A 17590-nucleotide genomic window follows, 5' to 3' on the forward strand; every position below is an offset into this window, starting at 1 on the left:
TCGTTCCGTTCCAGGATAGCCGAACGGAACGGATCATTCCACTAGGTGCCCTCCCGGTACGCCTCCACGGCGTAGCGGAGCCGGGCCCCGACGAGGAGCGCCTCGTCCGGCGGGCACGCCAGCAGCCGCCGGGCGAGCTCCACGATCTGCTCGTCGCTCAGCTCGGGCTCGCGTGCGGCGATCCGTCCGACCAGCTCGACCAGCTCGGACCGCTTGTAGCCGACGATCGACCGGCCGCGCTGAACCTGGAGCGGCGCCGCCTCGGTCACCACCTCGGCCGCCTCCTGCGCCATCTCGACCGCGACCGGCTGGACCGGCTCGTGCTGCGGCTCCTCGGCCACCGGGGCGGGCGCCGGCTGAACCACGGCCTCGCGCACGGGTTCAGGCTCGGGCATCGGTTCGGGCGCCGGCTGAGCCACGGGCTCGGGCACCGGATCCGGCTCGGGCACGGCCTCGGGAGCGGGACGCGGCTCGGGGACCTGCGAGTCAGAGAGCTCAGGTTCCGAGGTCAGGAACGCGAAGAGCGGCGTCGTTGGGGTGAGACGCCCGCGCAGGGCGTCCGGCAACGGGGTCGCGGGGACGGGACCGTCCGGGACGGGCAGATCCTGACCGGACGGGCCGACCAGGATCAGCCGGGGCGCGAGCCACAGCAGGAAGAGCGCCTCGGCGCCGGCGCCGTGCTCGCCGTCCACGATCACGACGTCGAACAGACCGGGATGCGGCGGGAGCACGTCCGGGATGCGCCAGAGCGGCAGGATCCATGCTGGGACGATCTCGGACGGCGCGAACGGCGCGGACGCCGGCGCGCCCGGCGGCAGCGCGGCCAGCACGGCGTTCCACGCGCGGACGGAGGCCAGCTCGTCCTGGACCGCGTGCAGCCGCTCCTCGGCCTCGGTGAGCGCCGCGCCGAGCCGTTCCTCGGCCGGGGACGGCACGGTCTCGGCGAGCCGCGCCGACGCGCGGGCCCACGCCCACGCCTCGTCCCAGCGTTTCGTCCGGGCCTGCCAGGAGTGGTCGCCGTCGGTCGCGACCAGCAGGTTCGCGAGATCGGGATGAACTTCGCGGACCCGCCACAGCAGCTCCTCGCAGCGCAGTTGCAGCGCCCGCTCGTGCCGGGCCTCGGCGAGCGCGCCCAGGCACCGGCCGTAGGCGGCGGCGTCCCGGCCGTCGATGGCGGCGAGCGCGGCGTGCAGCTCCGGCGGGTCGTCGCCGTCCACCGGGCCGATGGAGTCGCGCAGCGCGTCGAGGTCGGCGGCGGCGCGGTTCACGCCGAGGCCCTCCACCGCGCTCTCCAGCGCGGACACGTACCCGTACCACTGGAGCGGATGGTTGAGCGGGACGGTCATCCCGGACCGGTCGAGAAGGTCCACGGTCTCGTTCACCGCGGGCATCGCGTCGCGGACGCGACCGAGGCGCGCGTGCGCGCGAACGAAGCGGACCAGGCGGTCGGCGGTCGGCGGGTCGGCCGGGAAGGAGATCCCGGCGGCCTCCCAGACGTACTGTAGTTCCTGGCAGGTCATCCGGATCATGAGCTCGGTGAAGACCAGGTCGAGCAGTTCGGGCGTGGTCGGCGCCGCGCCGTCCACCGTCGCGCCGGTCAGCAGCACCTCGGCCTGCCGCTGCGCCGTCGACCGCAGCGGCCCGCGCTTGAGGCTGCCGCCGTCGGCGAGGTAGGCGCGCAGGTCCTGGGCGATGCCGGCGAGCTTGCGCAGGTGCAGTTCACCTGGCGGCAGCTCGACCCTGCGGCCCGCCATGCCCGCGGCGGCGCGCTCGGCCCACCGTGCCCGCGACGCCATCTCCGCGACCCGCGTCCACACCAGCGGGCGGCGGTGGGCGAGGGCGTCGCTGAACGCGCGGACGGCGAGGTCTGCGGGGTTCCAGCCGCCCGGATGGCCGTCCAGCCCGAGGTCGTGGAGTGCCGCGCCGACGACGGAGGCGGCCCCGTCGAGCCGGGCGAGCAGCGCGGGATCGCGTTCGCGCAGCCGCCGGGACAGGTCGGTCTCCGAGCGCGCCACGCGCTCGGACGCGACGGCCTCCGCCTCGATCAGCGTGCGCACGTAGGCGGCGCTCGGCAGCGCGCCGGGGTCGACGTCGCGCTGGTCTCCGCGGGCCTTGCGCGCCGGCGTCTCCTCGGCGAGCAGCACGACCAGTTCCGCCGCCTCGGCCCGGGAGATCGGCGGCCCCGGCGGCATCTCCGGGCGGACGGGCAGCCACGACAGCTCGGGCGCCTCGGCGCGCAGCCGCCGGGCCAGCTCGCCGAGCCCACCGCGGTAGCCGGAGCCGAGGTCGGTGGCGCCGCTCTCCTCCGCGCTCCGGAGCCGCTCGCGCAGCCCGGCGATCTCCAGATCGGTCGCCTGCTCCCGCTCGGCGAGCGTGACGGCGCGCGCCCGCTCGCGGACGGGGTCGTGGTCGGCCGCGCGGGCGAGGATCGCGTCCGCCGTCACCCCCGCGGCGGCCGGGTCGGCGACCGCCAGGGCGGCCAGGCCCGGCGGGAGCGCCGCGCGCAGCGCCTCCGACGCCGCCGTGCCGGACGTGGCGACCAGCACCCGCATCCCGCGGTCGAGCACGGCGGCGAGGAAGTTGCGGGTGGTGTGCGGCTCCACCTTCTCGATGTGCCGCACATGCTGCCCGCCGCCGCGGGCGATGAACCGTGCGAGGCCCTCGGGGACGGGTGTCCCGTTGGCCAGCAGGCCGACCAGCGCGCTGTGGTAGCCGGCGACCGCAGTCCGTCCCGGCGGGCGGACGACCAGCGCGGGCGCGAGCCGCACACGGGGCACCGGCGGGAGGGGCCCGGCGGGGTCGGGCGCCCAGTCCTCGCGGTACGCCGCGCCCTCGGCGACGGGCGAGTCCGGGGCAGGCGACCCGGGGGCGGCGGGAGGCGCGAAGGCGATCGAACACCACTTGCGCAGGACGTCGCCGACCGAGGCGTTCAGCCCGAACCCCTGCCCGGCCTGCACCGCGTCCGAGACCCAGCCGACCGGCCTGAACTCCTGCCGGTCCGCCAGCAGCTCGCGGTCACGCAGGCTGGTGTGCCCGGCGAGGACGACGTCGACGCGCTCGGTCCGCTCGTCCACCACGATGCGGACGGGCGTGTGCAGCAGATGGTCGTGGACGGGCGGGCCCTGCCCGGGACGCCACGCGAGCAGGCCGGTGGCGAGGACCACCTCGTTGCCCTGCTCGGGGACCTGCTCGGCGAGATCGCGCAGGATCCGGTACCAGTGCCGCAGCCCGAGCCAGCCGTCGAACTCCTCCAGCACCCCCGGCGGGGCCAGCGGGATGACCGGGACGCTGAACAGGACGTCGCCGGGGCCCGCGTCGGCCTCCACGTAGACGTCGCCGGGCAACCCGGCGAGCCAATGAACCTGATCATGCCCGGCCAGGTCGCGGGCGGGCCGCCGCCGCGCCCGCGCCAGGTCGCGCAGGTACCCGAGCAGGCGGGCCGCCCGCTCGGCCTGCTCCGCGCCCGGGCCCTCGTCCGGCACCGCGGCTCCTTCCCTCCCGCTGGGAACGGTGTGCCCCGATCTAACACCCCTGGACGGGCCCGGCCAAGGGCTTCCGATGATCATGCGGCGCGGTGTCGCGGCGGGCGCGGGTCAGGCGGGCTCGGTTGGCGCCATCTAGCAGGTCGCGATCAGTGGGTGCTGGCCATGTGGCGGTCCTCGCTGGGAAGCATCACCCACAGGACGAGGTAGACCACGAACTGAGGGCCGGGCAGCAGGCAGGACAGCAGGGCCAGCAGGCGGACCGTCCAGGGTGCCATGCCGAACCGGCGTGCCAGCCCGGCGCAGACGCCTGCGATGATCCGGCCCTCGCGCGGACGGTAGAGGCCGTTCATGATTTCTTCTCCCCGATTCGTTGAGCGGTACGTGGTCGCGGTCGCTGCGGCCACATACTCCAAGCTACGAACCGGACACCGCTTCTCACATCGGCCGATCGGTCCGTTCGAGCGCCCTACTCCGGGATTAGGGGATGCCCCTTAGGGGGCGTTGTGCCGCTCGACCAGACCGGGGAGACAGGCCAGGTCGTCCAGGACGAACAGGCAGCCGCCCAGCGCCTCCCGGTCGTCCCGGAGGTCCTCCTGGATGTGTCCCCAGGGGCCGCGCCTGAGGAACGCGGCGGGCATCCCGTACGCCAGCGCGGGCCGCACGTCGTTGTCGATGCGGTCCCCCACGTACAGGACGTGCTCGGGCAGGACGTCGGCGAGCTGGGCGCAGCGTTCGAAGAACTCCTGCGACGGCTTCCGGATGCCCCAGACGTCGGAGATCCCGACCACGTCCGCGTCCAGGCCCAGCGCCGCCATCTGCGCGGCTGCCTCCACCGGCTGGTTGCCCGCGATGCCCACATACAGGCCCTGGCCGCGCAACCCGGACAGGCACGCCCGCGCGTCCGGGTACAGATCGTCCGGGCCGAACCCGTTCGGCACGCCCGCCTCGGCCCGCCGCTTCTCCTCGGTCTCCAGGTCAAATCCCGGACGGAAGTACTCGAAGAGATCCATGTGGTCCCGGCCGGTCGCCAGCAGGGCGCCCAGCTTGGTGAGGAACGTGTGCCGGGGTACGCCGAGCCAGTCGGCCCACCGCCCGTAGATCTCGCCCTCGTTGATCAGCGTCTCGCCGATGTCGAAGAACACCGCCTGGATCGGGCGCGGCGCGGGAGGTTCGGGGGTCACGCGACGACCAGATCCACGGACTCGCCCGGAGCCAGCCGCCGGAAGTCACCGCCGAGTTCCTCGCCCGCGGCGGACACGTGCTTCTCCATGACGGACAGGCCGATGTCGTTCAGCAGACCGTCATGCACGACGAACGCACGTTCCGGACGCACCGCCCGCGCGTAGGAGTACAGCTCGGGGATCTTCATCCAGGGTGCGTTGCCGGGCAGGCACAGCGTCGGCACATGCTCCGCCGGGACGGTGAGGGCGTCGCCCGGGTGGAACACCTCACCGTCCACCAGGAAGCCCACGTTCGGGATGGGCGGCACGTCAGGGTGCAGGATCTCGTGCTCCTCGCCATAGACGTGCACATCGAAACCGGCGATGGTCACCGCGTCCCCGTGGCCGACCTGGTGGACACGGCCGCCGAGGTCGGCGAGACTCTCAGCGACGACCCGAGACGTCCACACCTCTAGGGCCGGACGCGCGGCCAGGGCCTCGCGCAGTCCGTCGGCGTCGAAGTGGTCGAAATGCTCGTGCGTGATGAGAACGGCGTCGGACGCGGAAAGGGCGTTCGCGGCGCCACTGAACGAGCCGGGATCGATGATGAGCGTCCGGTCGTCCCGGGTGATCTGGACGCAGGCGTGTCCGAGCTTGGTGAGACGCATCGTTCGATCTTTCCACGCGGCCGTATCACATCCCCGGATGACCCCCGCTCCCGTCCTGGCCATGACGTCGGCGGCGGGGTGGGACACTGGGGCGCGTGTCCTCACGGAAGGAACTGGACCAGCAAGTGCGCGATCACTACGGAACATGGCGCGACCAGCCGCGCGGCCTGGCCTGCGCGGTGATCGCCGCCTTCATGGTCCTCACCACAGCGGCCTTCGTCTTCGCCGTGGTCGCCGTCGTGATGGCCATCAGGTCATAAGCCCCCGGGGCCGGGACGCCGGATCCGGCGTCCCGGTCCTCCGGGTCGGCCTCAGGTCGTGGCGCCGTCGGCGATCGTGAAGGACACGTCGCCCTGTGGGTCGACCTGGGCGTCGAGGGTCTTGTCCTCCAGGATCTCCGCGACCCGCGACTCCAGGTACACCTTGGCGCCCTGCTCTTCGACGACCTGGTCGCCTGCCTCGGGCTCGGGGGCGACCGACAGCCGCAGGGCGTCGGAGCCGTCGACTCCGGACTCGATGCGGATACCGGTCTCGGGCGGTAGCTCCGGATTGGCGGTCACGGTCCGGATGACCTGGACGGCACCGCTGGTCAGCGTGAGCACGATCAGCTCCTCACGTCTCTTTCGTTCTGGATCGGATCTGCCCCACCCTCCCCGTTGTGTCAGGCCATAAACACGGTCCGGTCCGGGCTTTACCCAGTCCGTGAGCGGCTCACCGCCTAGGCGATCGCGGGGCGGATGGTGGCGCCGCCGTCCACCACCAGGGTCTGGCCGGTCATCCAGGACGCGGTGTCGCCGGCCAGGAACACGGCGGCGCTCGCGATGTCCTCGGGGACGCCGATCCGTCCGAGCGGCGTGTACTTGGCGATCTGCTCCTCGTTGTCCTCCCACAGCGCGCGGGCGAGGGCAGTCTTGACCAGGCCGGGGGCGATGCAGTTGACGCGGACGCGCGGTGCGAGCTCCATCGCGAACTGGCGGCTGAGGTGTATCACCGCGGCCTTGGTGGCGTTGTAGTAGCCGATGCCGTGCTCGGTGACCAGGCCGCCGACGGAAGCGATGTTGACGATGGCGCCGCCGCGCTCGCGCAGGGAGGCGCGCCAGGCGAGCTGCGTCCACTGCACGACGGCGAACTGGTTGACCTCGACGGTCTTGGCCGCCGCCGCGGGCTCGATGTCGGCCATCGGGCCGAAGTAGGGGCTGGTGCCGGCATTGTTGACCAGGACGTCGAGGCCGCCGAACTCGGTGACCGCCGCGTCCACGCAGGCGATGGCCTGGTCGCGGTCGCCGACATGGGCGGCCTTGGCCAGCACGCCGACACCGGGGGACGCGGCGCGGATCTCCGCGGCGGCCTCGTCCAGTGCCTCCTGCCTGCGCGACGAGAGCACGACATTGGCGCCCTCGCCCGCCAGCGCGTGGGCGATCGCCTTGCCGATCCCCCGGGACGCCCCGGTGATGAGGGCCGTCTTCCCTTGCAGTCCAGTCCGCATCCGCGCTCTTCCTCTCCTGCCCACGCGCCCGCATGCCGGGATGACTCGGCTCACTGTATCTACATGACTTACTCGTCAGTCACTTAGATCCTGCTCGCCGACGCCGACCCCGCGGACCCCTCGCCGCCGCGGCCGGGTGTCGCGCGTCAGCCGACGTTGAAGCCGTCGCACCCCATGTAGTAGGCGTCGCCGTTGGCGCGGACGTGCATCCAGATGACCGTCCAGTCGCCCTTCACCAGTGGGTACGCCGCGCTGCCCGACCCGTCCCAGTCGAAGTCGGCCGGATAGTGGAGGGTCAGCCCGGCATCGCCCGCCGGATACAGGCGCGGTTTGCTCCTGACGATCCCCGTCACACCGTTGCCCTGCTGGTCGCCGGGAGGCCGGATCTCGGCGGCCACGTAGTAGCGGGACGGCCGCGCGTACTTGAAGCGCATCCCGACGTCGACCGTGGACTTGGTGTACGGGACGCGCGGCGCCGACGTCTGCACGTCGTTGGCGAGCTTCATGTCCTCGGGACGGATCGCCGGAAGGCATGCGAAGTCCGCCTTGGACCAGTGCAACTGGTTGAAGTCATCGGTGGGCTGCTTCACCAGGATCACGTCCGGCGGGCGGTTCCCCGAAGCCTGCCCTCCACGCGGCGACGCCGGCGTACTGGCGGGCTTCGACGCACCTGCGCCGGCGCCGGTCACGCCAGGCCCCGCACCGGTGCCCTTGCCTCCACCGTCGCCCTTGCCGTCGTCGTCCATGAGGGCACGCGCGCCGAGCGACCCCACCAGCACGGCGGCGACCACGCCCGCGACCGCGAGGATGACACTCCGCCGCCCCGCACCGCCGGTCGTCCTGGCGCGATCGGGCGGGACGAGCCCGGACGCGACGGCGTCCGGGACGCTGGTGGGCATCGGCGGGGACACGCCCACGATCCGCCGGTAGTCGGCGTCGCCGGTGAGGGCACCGTGGGCGGCGGTCAGCTGGAGCAGCTCTTCGGGAGTGGGCCGCTTGGCCGGATCCTTGTCCGCGCACATGGCGACGATCTCGGCCACCTGCGGGTCGACGCCGTCCAGATCGATCTCGCCGTTCAGCGTCCGGTGCAGGATCGCCTCGATGCGCCCGCCGCCGAACGGGGGCCGTCCGGTCGCGGCATGGGCGATGGTGCCCGCCAGCGAGAACATGTCGGACGCGGGACGGGGCTCCTGCTCCCGCACGACCTCGGGCGCGACGTATCCGGGCGTGCCGTTCCAGGCGCCGGTCCGGGTGATCTGCGTCTGATCCTCCCCGCGCGCGATACCGAAGTCGATCAGCCGGGGTCCGTCCGGAGACAGGATGACGTTGCCGGGCTTGAGGTCGCGGTGCTGGACACCCTGCCGGTGGATCTCCAGCAGGCCGGTGGCCAGCGCGGCGAGCAGCCGCAGGCAGGTCGCGGGCCGCAGCGGCCCGTGCTCGGCCACCGCCTGCCGGAGCGTCGGCCCGGGAACGTACTCGGTGGCCAGCCAGTACGGCGGCGCGTCGAGCCCCGCCCCCACCATCGCCGCGGCGAACCGGCTGCGCACGCGCTCGGCGGTCTCGACCTCACGGCGGAAGCGGGCCAGCGCCGTCGGACCCTCGAAGTCCTCGCGGATCACCTTGAGCGCGATATGCCGCCCGCCACCGGTCAGCCCCAGATACACCTGCCCCATGCCGCCCGCGCCGAGGCGCGCCAGCACGGGATAGCCACCGATGTCGGACGGGTCCTCAGGACGGAGTGGCTCCACGGTCACCGGCCCGTTCGTCGTCCGCACATGCCCGAAATGCTCTCATCGCAGCCGCAGCCCCCGCACACCGAAGGTCCCGCCGGGTCAATCCGCCTCTCGCGCCACGTGCAGGGCCCAGCCGATCAGGGGCACCTGAAGCGGAAGCCGCCCGTAGGCCACGACCCGCAGCGGCCAGGATCGCCGCCGCCAGTCACGAGCCATCTTGAGGTTGGCGGGGAAGACCGCCACCATCAACCCCGCGGTGGCGAGCGCGCCCGCCCTCCGCGTCCGCGGATAGGCGACGGCCGCCGCGCAGGCCAGCTCGGCGACGCCGCTGGCATAGGTCCAGCCCCGCCGGCGCCCCGGCAGCCGCTCGGGCACGAGCGTGTCGAACGGCCGCGGAACGAGCAGATGAGCCGCCCCCATCGCGGCCATGAAGGACACGAGACGGCGGGTGGCGAGCGAGTCGGTCATGCCTCGGATTCTTACAGATGAGACACCCCGTCCAATAGAGCGGGGGCCCGAAACAGTCACCGCGACGGCCGTCCCCCTCCACGCCGCTGACCTGCGACCCAACAACCAAACGCCGGATGCCGCCCTCGGGGAAGAGTCCGGCGATGGGCCAGCCATGACCGCCACAACCGGCAACGGCCCGCTTCGTCGGCCGGGGTCTGCGCGGCGGTGTGTCCGAACAGGGCCGGCAGCTCCCCCAGCTCCTCTCCTCATGCCCCCTCAAGCCACCTGCACGTCATCTCACCATGACCGCAAGTCGGCGAACGCAGCCCGTGACTCGGTTGCTCCGTCAGGCCACATCCGGGCCGCCGGGGCCGGGAGTACAGCTCTCCAGGCGGCCACCATGGCGAGAGTGTGATGGAAGTCACTCTCCAAGGTTGTGTGACCTGTGGCGTGGCGGTCAGGGGAGGGTTGTCACCCGCGCGACGAGACTCCGGGGGCGGTCTGCCGCGGCCGGGGGGACCGCCGCGACCGTCCTCGGACCCCCTTTGCGGGTCGGCGCCTTGAGGTTCCGGGACGAACGAGGGGCTGTCCCGGAGCCCAGTGGCTCCCGCATGTCAGGGGAGCCGGCGGATCTCTTCGATGACGTCGGGCATCGCGGCGTTGTTGGTGCGGACCCAGTCCAGGAGGAAGGCGATCTGGTCGTCGGTGAAGTCGTCGAGGCGGTCCTGGAACATGCGGCCGATGGGCTCGAAGTAGCGGCCGAAGCGGGCGACGTTCTCCTCGACGAGTTCGACGATCACGCGGCGGCGGTCGTCGGGGTCGCGGGTGCGCCTGACGTAGCCGGCCTTCTCCAAGCGGTCGATCACGGCGGTGATGGCGCCGCCGGTGGTGATGCCCATGAGCTGCGCCAGACCGCCCGGGGTCTGGGGGCCGTCCAGGGACAGGGCGTTCACGCACTGCGCGTCCGTGACGTTCATGCCCGCCTTGCTCGCGGTGGCGTGGTGCAGCAGCACCGTGAACATCGTGCTGCGCTGCATCTCCATTTGCAGCTCTCCCGCCATGCGCCCGCGCTCCGGGGTCATCACACCGTCACCTTCTCTCATATAGAGAAACACACATCAAGAGCGGCTCTCTACGGGAGATTCTAGCCGCCGAGGTGGTGCGGTGGACAGGAAGGCGACGGCCGGGTGTGGCGGACGAGACACCTGGTCGTGGTCGGCCCGCCATCGGACGCCACTAAACTGGATTTTGTTAGGGCCGCTAACAGGGGCCGCTCCTGGCCCCGAATCCCACGAAGGTTCGGGGCCCCCTACTTCTCGGCGATCCTCCTGGCCCAGCGGTAATCGGCCTTGCCCGCGGGTGAGCGCTGCATCTCGGCGACGAACGCGTACACGCGGGGCACCTTGTAGCCGGACAGCACGCGACGGCAGTGCACGTCCAACTCGGCGGCGGACGGCGCCTCGCCGGACGGCTGGACCACGGCGGCGACGCGCGAGCCCCAGCGCTCGTCCGGGACGCCCGTCACGACGGCGTCGTACACGGCGGGGTGGCCTTTGAGGACGGCCTCGACCTCTTCCGGGAACACCTTCTCGCCGCCGGTGTTGATGACCTGCGAGCCGCGCCCGTGGACGGCGATCGAGCCGTCCTTCTCGACGGTGGCGATGTCACCCGTGAGGAGCCAGCGCCGGCCGTCCACCTCGGGGAACGTCCGGGCGGTCTTCTCCGGGTCGTTGTAGTAGCCGCGTGCGATGTGACCGGTGCGCGCCACCTGGCCGATGACGCCGGAACCCGGTTCGACGGGCTGGAGCGCGTCGTCCAGGACGGTGACGTCGGCCACGTCCGGGGCGAAGCGCAGGCCCTTCTCCGGTGTCGAGCCCGACACGGCCGCGGCCGTCGAGCCGGATTCTGTCGAGCCGTAGCGGTCCAGGATGACGGTGTGCGGAAGGAGCCGCTGGACGCGGTCGCGGACGCTGCCGCTGAGAATCGCGCCAGTGGAGACGTAGACCAGCAGGGACGAGGCGTCGTAGCCGCCCCGCGCCAGCTCGTCGGCCATCGGGATCGCCATGGCGTCGCCGGTGACGGTCAGGGAGTTGACCCGCTCGCGTTCGATGGCCCGCCAGACGGCCGCGGCGTCGAAGCCCCGCGTGTAGACGAGTGTTGCGCCCATGAACCAGGCGATCCAGGTGGCCATCTGCGCGGCACCGTGCATGAGCGGCGCGACCGGCATCATCACCAGCGGGCCGCCGTCGCGGGCCATGGCGACGACGTCCTCGGGACGGGACGGGCGCGGGAGCATCGGGTTCCAGAACGCCAGGAGCAGGCGCTCGGTCGACCACATGACGCCCTTGGGCATCCCGGTCGTCCCGCCCGTGTAGATGATGTAGGTGTCATCGGGTGAGCGCGGCGGGAAGCCGCGTGTGCCGGGGGCGTCCAGCAGGGCCTCGTCGTAGGCGACGGCGCGGGGGATGGACGGGGTGCCGCCGACCGCGATCAGATGCCGCAGTTCCGGCGCGGCGGGGGCGGCGGCCGCGATCCGGTCCTCGAACTCGACGTCGTACAGCAGTGCGACGCTGTCGGAGTCGCGGTAGAGGTAGAGCAGCTCACTTTCCACGTACCGGTAGTTCACGTTGATCGGGACGGCGCGGATCTTCAGTGCGGCCAGCAGCGCCGCGGCGTACTCGACGCCGTTGTAGAGCTGGACGGCGACGTGCTCGCCGGGCCGCACGCCCGCCGCCTCCAGGTGGTGCGCGAGACGGTTGGCGTGCTCGTCCAGCTGGGCGAAGGTGAGCCGCCGGTCGCCGCACACCAGGGCGAGGCGAGCCCCGATCGCGTCCGCGACGCCCTCGAACAGGTCGGCGTGGTTGTACTCCATCGGATGTCCTTACGGCTTGGTGTCGCCGACGATCCACATCGCGAAGAACTGGGCGCCGCCGCCGTAGGCGTGGCCGAGGGCGCGGCGGGCGCCAGGCACCTGGTGGTCGCCGGCCTGGCCGCGGACCTGGAGCGCCGCCTCGGCGAACCGGATCATCCCGGACGCGCCGATCGGGTTGGCCGACAGGACGCCGCCGGAGGGGTTCCACGGGATGTCGCCGTCCAGCGCGGTCGCGCCGGACTCGGTGAGCCTCCAGCCCTCGCCCTCGCCGCAGAAACCGAGGTTCTCCAGCCACATCGGCTCGTACCAGGAGAACGGGACGTACACCTCGGCGCAGTCGAGATCGGCGCGCGGGTCGGTGATACCGGCCTGCCGGTAGACGTCCGCCGCGCAGTCCTTGCCGCCCTGCGGGCTGACGGTGTCGCGCCCGGCGAACATGAGCGGCTCGGAGCGCATCGCGGTGCCGTGCACCCAGGCCGGCCGGGACGGCGCACGCTTCGCGGCGTCCTCGCAGGCCAGCACCATCGCGCACGCCCCGTCCGAGGACGGGCAGGTCTCCAGGTAGCGGATCGGCTCCCAGAGCATGGGCGTCGACTCGACCATCTCGCGGGAGATTCCGGGGATCCTCAGGTGCGCGTAGGGGTTCTTCAGCGCGTTCTGCCGGTCCTTCACCGCGACCAGCGTGCCGATGTGGTCGGGGGCGCCGGAGCGGCGCAGGTAGGCGCGGATGTGCGGGGCGAAATACCCGCCCGCGCCGACGACCAGGGACGTCGTGAAGGGCGAGTCGACGGTCAGCGCCCATGTCGCGTTCGACTCCGACTGCTTCTCCCACCCGACCGTGAGGACCCGCTCGTGCACGCCGCCCTGGATGAGGCCCGCCGCGACAATCGCCGTGGACCCGCCGACCGAGCCCGCCGTGTGCACCCGCATGATCGGCTTGCCGGTGGCGCCGAGCGCGTCCGCCAGCATCGCCTCGGGCATCAGCACGCCCTCGATCAGGTCGGGCGCCTTGCCGATGACGACGGCGTCGATGTCCTTCCAGGTGAGCTGGGCGTCGTCGAGCGCCCGCCGGGCCGCCTCGCGGAGCAGGCCGGGGATCGACACGTCCAGCCGTCTGGTGCGGTACGCCGTCTGCCCGATGCCGATGATCGCGCACGGGTCACCCATGGTCTTCTCCCGACAGGACGCAGACGAGGTTCTGTTGCAGACACGGCCCGGACGCGGCGTGGCCGAGCGCCCTGCCCGCCGTCCCGTCGTGGACGCGGGACGCGGCCTCGCCGATGCGGATCAGTCCCGCCGCCATCACGGGGTTCGCCGACAGCGGGCCGCCGGACGGGTTGACGGCCACGGCGTCGCCCAGCCCGAGCGCCTCCCGCAGGATCAGTTCTTCGTGGCTGAACTGGGCGTGTAGTTCGGCGACCTCGATGCCGGACGCGCCCGCCCGCTCTCCCGCGAGGCGCGCGGCGGCCGAGCGGGTCAGGTCGCGGACGCCCGGCGCGTGGGCCTCGCTCCGATGGTCGATGCCGGTGATCCACGCCGGCCGCTCGCACAGGTCGCGGGCCCGGTCCCCCGCCGCCAGGACGATCGCCGCCGCGCCGTCGGTGATCGGCGCGACGTCGTGGGGGCGCAGCGGGGCGACGTCGTAGCCGGTGTCCTGCGGCTCGGGCAGGTGCAGCGCGAACGGATTGTCGCGTCCGGACGCGCGGGACCGCGCCGCCACCGCGCGCAGGTCGTCCTCCTTGGCGCCCGACCGTTCCAGATAGGCGCGGGCCTGGAGCGCCGCCAGGGAAACCTGGTCGATTCCCAAGGGCGCCAGGTGGTACGGGTCGAGCTGCTGGGTGAACATGGCGCGCAGGTTTCCCTGCGATGACTTCCCGAATCCGTACACGAGCGCGGTGTCGGTGTCGCCGTGCTGGAGCCTCACCCATGCCTCGTACAGCGCCCACGCGGCGTCCATCTCGACGTGGCTCTCGGAGATCGGCGGCCACGCGCCGACCGCGTCCAGGGCGGAGACGAACGAGAACGGCGCGCCCGCGAGGTAGTCGCACGACCCCGAGCAGGTGAAGCCGAAGCGGCGCAGCCCGGTCGTGTCCTTGATCTCGGTGATGACGGGGGCGAGCAGCTCGGTCTCCAGCAGCCCGCCGTCCTCGCCCGTGTGGTGGGTCTGCGCGAACGCGACCACCGCGACCCGGCGCCTCACAGGTGGTCCTTGATCTGGTCGAAGGGGACGTCCGGCTCGCCGGACGGCTCGAACCATGTGATGTTGGCCATGGTGCGGCCCCACTCCTCGCGCGGACGCCATGCCGCCCTGACCCGCATGCCCATCCGGACCTGGTTCGCCGGGACACCCGCGATGAGGGTGAGCAGCGCGACCCCGGCACCGTCCAGCAGGACGTAGCCGGACACGAACGGCACCTCGGGCGCGCGCGGGTCGGGGATGTGGTTGACGGCGAACGTGGTGACGGTGCCGGTGTCCGGCAGCTCCACCTCCTGCGAGGTCGGCACGCCGTCGCGCGGGCACAGGCCCTTCATCGGGACGATGACCTGGCCGCACACCGCGCACCGGTGCCCGCGGATCCTGCCCTCGCCGATGCCCTCCAGGAACCGTTCGAGGGCCCGCCCGCCCCGCAGGTCGTACTCCAGCCGCGCCGGCGCGTTGATCATCGTGACCTCGGGCCGGAAGCACGCGATGTCGCCGATGGCGCCGGTGCGCTCCGTCCGCCATCGGGGCCGGACGCGCATCCCGGTCGCGAGGGACCGCGGCGGTTCCGCGCCCTCCGCCAGCTCGCCGAGGTCCAGCGCGTGCAGGAGCGCGGTGTCGGCGCCGTCCAACCGGATCAGCGCCCAGGCGAACGGGTGCCGCAGGGGATGCTCCTTCGCCGGGCGGGGCACCCACGACCATGTCGTGACCGTCCCCGCCGGGCCGACCTCGACGAACTCGCCGGTCACGTCGTCGCCGGTGTCGGGGTCGTACTCCGACGGCGGGACGAGGACCCTGCCCCGCGCGGTGCGGACGCCGACCAGCCGCCCGTCGCGCAGTTCGCTCAGGAACCGCCCGATCACCGGGCCGACCGAGCGGGTGTACCCGCCGGGGAACTCCAGGACGTGGTTCGGCTCAGATCGCATCGGCGTGGTCCCGCCAGTACGGGTCTCTGAGCTTGCGTCTGAGGAGCGGCCCAACGACCCCATCGGATCTCCCTCACGCGAGCACGGTGGTCAGGGTGAGCACCGACGCGCGCCGGCACCCGGCGGCTAAAGTAGATCACGTTCTCGTTTTGCAGTTCAACCCCTATAAATAAGGGATGATTGTTCCTAGAATCTGTTCTCATTCTCCTTTCGTCCTGGAGGAACTGGTGGAGCGGCTGCCGATCAGTACCGAGCACTGTGTCGTCGAGCGCGACGGTCACATCGTGATCGTCACGATGAAACGCCCCGAGGCGCGCAACGCGCTCAGCACCACGATGCTCGTCGGACTCGCCGACGCCTGGGCGTACATGTCGGAGACCCCGCAGGTGCGCGCGGGCATCCTCACCGGTGCCGGCGGGACGTTCTGCGCGGGCGCCGACCTCAAGGCCATGGGGCGGCCGCCGTCGGACCCCCGGATCAGGGAGCGCATGGCACGCATCCCCGACTTCCACTGGAAGGGCCTGCTGCGCGAGGGCCGGCCGACCAAGCCGCTCATCTGCGCCGTCGAAGGCCACGCCGTCGCGGGTGGCACCGAACTGCTCGTCGGCACTGATCTGCGCGTCGTCGCCGAGGGCGCGACCCTCGGCCTGTACGAGGCGAAGCGCGGCCTGTTCCCGATGGGTGGCAGCGCGATCCGGCTCCCCCGCCAGATCGGTTACGCCAACGCCATGGACATCCTGCTCACGGCCCGTCCGGTGAGCCCCCGGGAAGCCCTCGCCATGGGGCTCATCAACACGATCGTCCCGGACGGGCAGGCCCTCGCCGCCGCCCGCGAGCTGGCGGAACAGATCGCCGGGTGCGGACCGCTGGCCGTCCAGGCGATCCTCCGCACGTACCGCGAGACCCAGCACCTCCCCGAGGAGGAGGCGCTCAGGGTCTCCGACGAGATCGGCTGGCCCGTCATCGGCTCCGAGGACGCCAAGGAGGGCGCCCGCGCCTTCAGGGAGAAGCGCCGGCCCATCTTCCAGGGCGCGTGACCTGTCGGTACTCCGGGATTTGACCTCAAGCCTGGTTGAGTTCCTAGCGTCGCTCTCGATCGAAGAACCGGCAACGGCGACGAGAGACGAGGACGCGACCATGACGGACGCTGCTGAGAACACCCACACCGTGACCGTGATCGGTTTGGGGGAGATGGGGCACGCGCTGGCGGGCGCGTTCCTGGACGGCGGGCATCCGACGACCGTCTGGAACCGCACGGCGGGCAAGGCGGGCGACCTGGCGGCCAGGGGGGCGCGGTCGGCGCCGGACGTCCGGGAGGCCGTCGCCGCCGGGCGGCTCGTGGTGGTGAGCGTGAAGGGCAACGACACCGTGCAGCGGCTCCTGGAGCCGGCGGCGGGCACGCTCGGCGGACGGACCGTCCTCAACCTGACCGACGGGACGTCCGCGGAGGTCCGGGCGGTGGCGGACTGGGTCACCGCGCAGGGCGCCGAGTACCTGCACGGACAGATCATGACGATCGCGCCCGGCATCGGGCACGCGGACTCGGTGGTGTTCTACGGCGGTTCCGAACCCGCGTACGACCGCCACCGCACCACGCTCCGGCTCCTCGGCGGGCGTGGCCGCCTCGTCGCGGCCGACCCCGGCGTGCCCGTCCTGTACGGGATGGCGGTGCACGGCACGATGTGGGGGACGCTCAACGGTTTTCTGCACGCGGCCGCCCTGCTGGCCAGCGAGGGGATCGAAGCCGAGCGTTTCCTGGACGGCGCGGGCGCGTCCGTCTCCGCGCTGCTGTCGTTCCTGCCGTCGATCGCCGCTGAGGTCGACCGGGGCGAGCACGCCGCTCCGTACGGTGCGCTCCGGCACCACCTGCCGTCCGTCGAGGACCTGGTCAGGGAGAGCCGGGCGCGGGGCGTCGACGCGGAACTCCCCGGCTTCACCCGGGATCTCGTGGCCGCGGCGATCGAGGGAGGCTACGCGGACGACAGCTATTCGCGATTGGTGGATCACTTTGGGAAGCCATAACGGCTGTCCGAAATTCGCCGTGCGGTTTCGAGTGAACGCGCTGTGGCAGGAGCCCGACCGGAAGGCATAGGAGGAATGACGGTCATGGCCCTTCACATAGGACGGCACATCAGACGCAAGCCCCAGGAGACCGGCGACGAGACGACGCCCGGGCGGCGGCTCTGGACCCGGCGGGCAGGGTCGGGACAAACAGAGCCGACACGAACAGAACCCACGGGAACGGAGCCCGGGCCGACCGGCGAGCATGCGGGGACGACCGCCGTCGCCACCCGGAAGCCGCGCCGGTGGCGGCGCAGCCGGCACAACCCGATCAGCATGATGATCCTGGCGGTCGGCTGGGCCGCCGTGGTGATCCTCGCGCTCGGGATGCTGCTGACCTGGGGGGACGCCAACCCGGGCAACACGATCGTGGACGCCACGCTCGACGCCGGACGGTGGCTCGCAACCCCGTTCCACGACGTGTTCACACGCTCCAACCCGGACGAGCAGTTGTACATCAACTGGGCTATCGCGGGGGTCGTGTACTACGCGCTCGCACGCACCCTGTCATGGATGACCCGCTTCTGAGGCGGCGCGCTCTGAGGCGGC

17 protein-coding genes are annotated in these 17590 nt (G+C 72.1%); 4 read left to right on the forward strand and 13 right to left on the reverse strand.

Features of this window, described 5'->3' with window-relative positions; all coding sequences use genetic code 11:
• Positions 1–41: 41 nt before the first annotated feature.
• From AMA02S_RS07135 to AMA02S_RS07150, 4 genes are all read right to left on the reverse strand, one after another.
• Entirely contained in the window at positions 42–3482 is a 3441-nt protein-coding gene (locus AMA02S_RS07135; protein ID WP_067453416.1) for a DEAD/DEAH box helicase family protein, read from the reverse strand.
• A 149-nt stretch (positions 3483–3631) separates the two neighbouring features.
• Complete coding sequence (locus tag AMA02S_RS07140) at positions 3632–3835, reverse strand: PspC domain-containing protein (RefSeq protein ID WP_067453419.1); 204 nt, start codon at positions 3833–3835, stop codon at positions 3632–3634.
• 141 nt (positions 3836–3976) lie between these two features.
• Positions 3977–4666 (reverse strand): HAD family hydrolase, encoded by a 690-nt coding sequence (locus tag AMA02S_RS07145; protein WP_067453423.1) that lies wholly within the window; start codon positions 4664–4666, stop codon positions 3977–3979.
• On the reverse strand, positions 4663–5313 hold the full coding sequence (locus tag AMA02S_RS07150) for an MBL fold metallo-hydrolase (protein ID WP_067453426.1): 651 nt from the start codon (positions 5311–5313) through the stop codon (positions 4663–4665). Before AMA02S_RS07150 ends, AMA02S_RS07145 begins: the two co-directional genes overlap by 4 nt.
• Positions 5314–5408: 95 nt before the next feature.
• Between AMA02S_RS07150 and AMA02S_RS41470 the strand changes: the two genes are divergently transcribed.
• On the forward strand, positions 5409–5573 hold the full coding sequence (locus tag AMA02S_RS41470; protein ID WP_157430435.1) for a hypothetical protein: 165 nt from the start codon (positions 5409–5411) through the stop codon (positions 5571–5573).
• 51 nt (positions 5574–5624) lie between these two features.
• Here the strand turns inward: AMA02S_RS41470 and AMA02S_RS07155 are convergent, their stop codons facing one another.
• The 9 genes from AMA02S_RS07155 to AMA02S_RS07195 all read right to left on the reverse strand — a co-directional run bounded on the left by AMA02S_RS07155 (position 5625) and on the right by AMA02S_RS07195 (position 14980).
• Positions 5625–5915, reverse strand: a complete 291-nt coding sequence (locus AMA02S_RS07155) for a Fe-S cluster assembly protein HesB (protein ID WP_067453429.1) — start codon at positions 5913–5915, stop codon at positions 5625–5627.
• 116 nt (positions 5916–6031) lie between these two features.
• A complete protein-coding gene (locus AMA02S_RS07160) occupies positions 6032–6799 on the reverse strand; it encodes an SDR family oxidoreductase (protein ID WP_067453432.1) in 768 nt (255 codons plus the stop codon).
• A 146-nt stretch (positions 6800–6945) separates the two neighbouring features.
• On the reverse strand, positions 6946–8553 hold the full coding sequence (locus AMA02S_RS07165; RefSeq protein WP_067454012.1) for a serine/threonine-protein kinase: 1608 nt from the start codon (positions 8551–8553) through the stop codon (positions 6946–6948).
• A 78-nt stretch (positions 8554–8631) separates the two neighbouring features.
• Positions 8632–9000: a DoxX family protein gene (locus AMA02S_RS07170; RefSeq protein WP_067453437.1), complete on the reverse strand. Its 369-nt coding sequence runs from the start codon at positions 8998–9000 to the stop codon at positions 8632–8634.
• Positions 9001–9596: 596 nt separating this feature from the next.
• A complete protein-coding gene (locus AMA02S_RS07175; RefSeq protein WP_157430436.1) occupies positions 9597–10064 on the reverse strand; it encodes a MarR family winged helix-turn-helix transcriptional regulator in 468 nt (155 codons plus the stop codon).
• 227 nt (positions 10065–10291) lie between these two features.
• Positions 10292–11854 (reverse strand): acyl-CoA synthetase, encoded by a 1563-nt coding sequence (locus AMA02S_RS07180; RefSeq protein WP_067453444.1) that lies wholly within the window; start codon positions 11852–11854, stop codon positions 10292–10294.
• A gap of 9 nt (positions 11855–11863) precedes the next feature.
• Positions 11864–13021 carry a thiolase family protein gene (locus AMA02S_RS07185; protein WP_067453446.1) on the reverse strand — a complete coding sequence of 386 codons (1158 nt, stop codon included), beginning with the start codon at positions 13019–13021 and terminating at the stop codon, positions 11864–11866.
• On the reverse strand, positions 13014–14054 hold the full coding sequence (locus AMA02S_RS07190) for a thiolase family protein (protein WP_067453450.1): 1041 nt from the start codon (positions 14052–14054) through the stop codon (positions 13014–13016). The genes AMA02S_RS07185 and AMA02S_RS07190 overlap by 8 nt, the downstream gene beginning before the upstream one ends.
• A complete protein-coding gene (locus AMA02S_RS07195) occupies positions 14051–14980 on the reverse strand; it encodes a Zn-ribbon domain-containing OB-fold protein (RefSeq protein WP_067453453.1) in 930 nt (309 codons plus the stop codon). Before AMA02S_RS07195 ends, AMA02S_RS07190 begins: the two co-directional genes overlap by 4 nt.
• Before the next feature lie 176 nt (positions 14981–15156).
• On the opposite strand from AMA02S_RS07195, the gene AMA02S_RS07200 reads away from it, so the two are divergent.
• The 3 genes from AMA02S_RS07200 to AMA02S_RS07210 all read left to right on the forward strand — a co-directional run bounded on the left by AMA02S_RS07200 (position 15157) and on the right by AMA02S_RS07210 (position 17569).
• Positions 15157–16017: a crotonase/enoyl-CoA hydratase family protein gene (locus AMA02S_RS07200; RefSeq protein ID WP_174550937.1), complete on the forward strand. Its 861-nt coding sequence runs from the start codon at positions 15157–15159 to the stop codon at positions 16015–16017.
• Between the two features lie 100 nt (positions 16018–16117).
• Positions 16118–17002 (forward strand): NAD(P)-dependent oxidoreductase, encoded by an 885-nt coding sequence (locus AMA02S_RS07205; RefSeq protein WP_067453455.1) that lies wholly within the window; start codon positions 16118–16120, stop codon positions 17000–17002.
• Between the two features lie 84 nt (positions 17003–17086).
• Positions 17087–17569 carry a hypothetical protein gene (locus tag AMA02S_RS07210; RefSeq protein ID WP_157430437.1) on the forward strand — a complete coding sequence of 161 codons (483 nt, stop codon included), beginning with the start codon at positions 17087–17089 and terminating at the stop codon, positions 17567–17569.
• Positions 17570–17590: the final 21 nt, after the last annotated feature.

The sequence above is a fragment of the Actinomadura macra NBRC 14102 genome (assembly GCF_001552215.1).
GTDB lineage: Bacteria > Actinomycetota > Actinomycetes > Streptosporangiales > Streptosporangiaceae > Spirillospora > Spirillospora macra.

Coding starts and splice junctions, on each gene's coding strand:
- AMA02S_RS07200 (WP_174550937.1), top strand. CDS start 15,157: ATGATTGTTCCTAGAATCTGTTCTCATTCTCCTTTCGTCCTGGAGGAA.
- AMA02S_RS07205 (WP_067453455.1), top strand. CDS start 16,118: ATGACGGACGCTGCTGAGAACACCCACACCGTGACCGTGATCGGTTTG.
- AMA02S_RS07185 (WP_067453446.1), bottom strand. CDS start 13,021: ATGGGTGACCCGTGCGCGATCATCGGCATCGGGCAGACGGCGTACCGC.
- AMA02S_RS07180 (WP_067453444.1), bottom strand. CDS start 11,854: ATGGAGTACAACCACGCCGACCTGTTCGAGGGCGTCGCGGACGCGATC.
- AMA02S_RS07150 (WP_067453426.1), bottom strand. CDS start 5,313: ATGCGTCTCACCAAGCTCGGACACGCCTGCGTCCAGATCACCCGGGAC.
- AMA02S_RS07140 (WP_067453419.1), bottom strand. CDS start 3,835: ATGAACGGCCTCTACCGTCCGCGCGAGGGCCGGATCATCGCAGGCGTC.
- AMA02S_RS07175 (WP_157430436.1), bottom strand. CDS start 10,064: ATGACCCCGGAGCGCGGGCGCATGGCGGGAGAGCTGCAAATGGAGATG.
- AMA02S_RS07195 (WP_067453453.1), bottom strand. CDS start 14,980: ATGCGATCTGAGCCGAACCACGTCCTGGAGTTCCCCGGCGGGTACACC.
- AMA02S_RS07210 (WP_157430437.1), top strand. CDS start 17,087: ATGGCCCTTCACATAGGACGGCACATCAGACGCAAGCCCCAGGAGACC.
- AMA02S_RS07160 (WP_067453432.1), bottom strand. CDS start 6,799: ATGCGGACTGGACTGCAAGGGAAGACGGCCCTCATCACCGGGGCGTCC.
- AMA02S_RS07170 (WP_067453437.1), bottom strand. CDS start 9,000: ATGACCGACTCGCTCGCCACCCGCCGTCTCGTGTCCTTCATGGCCGCG.